The organism is Streptosporangium heterodermiicola, assembly GCF_051390675.1.
Classification (GTDB): domain Bacteria; phylum Actinomycetota; class Actinomycetes; order Streptosporangiales; family Streptosporangiaceae; genus Streptosporangium.
Map to the genome: position 1 here is coordinate 1 of NZ_JBPJSR010000080.1, position 812 is coordinate 812.

The 812-nt window shown below is 70.9% G+C and carries 1 protein-coding gene; it reads left to right on the forward strand.

Annotated features, from left to right (window positions below):
* Window positions 1–12: 12 nt before the first annotated feature.
* A partial coding sequence (locus ACSC1Q_RS42970) for a polyketide synthase dehydratase domain-containing protein (RefSeq protein ID WP_436764508.1) occupies window positions 13–812 on the forward strand: 800 nt, incomplete at its 3' end.

The following is an 812-nucleotide window of genomic DNA, read 5'->3' on the forward strand; positions in this document are numbered from 1 at the left end:
GGTCGTCTGTCGGTGGCCGCGCAGCCGTGGTTGGCCGATCACGTGGTCAACGGGACGGTGATCGTGCCGGGGACGGCGTTGGTGGAGCTGGCCGGTCGCGCGGGTGAGGAGTTGGGGTGCCCGCTGGTGCGGGAGTTGACGTTGCAGGCCCCGCTGGTCCTCGCCGAGGACAGTGGCGTGCGGGTGCAGGTGGTGGTCGGCGCGTTGCAGGAGTCGGGTGGGCGGCCGGTGGCGATTCACTCGCGAGCCCACGATGTCCAGGACTGGAGTCTGCACGCGCAAGGCGAGCTCGCCGAGCAGACAACCGACGAGCCGGGTTTTGCGGTGGCGGTGTGGCCTCCGGCTGATGCGGTGGCGGTCGCGGTCGAGGACTTGTATGAGCGGCTGGCGGAGATCGGCCTGGAGTACGGGCCTGTCTTCCAGGGGTTGGCGCGGGCGTGGGTGCGGCCCGGTGAGGTGCTGGCCGAGGTCGTGTTGCCTGAGCAGGCGCATGGGGACGCGGGACGTTTCGGGGTGCATCCGGCGTTGCTGGACGCGGCGTTGCACGCCAGCGCGCTGGGTGATCTGTTGCCCGCTCCGGAGCCGGGTCGGCCGTATCTGCCGTTCGCCTGGAGTGGGGTGTCGGTCCACGCGGTCGGCGCCACCACCCTGCGCGTCAGAGCGACCAGGAACACCAGCGCAGGACTCACCGGCATCACGCTGAACATCGCCGACGGCAGCGGCGCGCCCGTGGCCGACATCGAGGCGCTCATCGTGCGTCCCCTGTCGACGGCCAACCTGACCCCCGGCCTGAACTTCCTGCACCGGGTGAC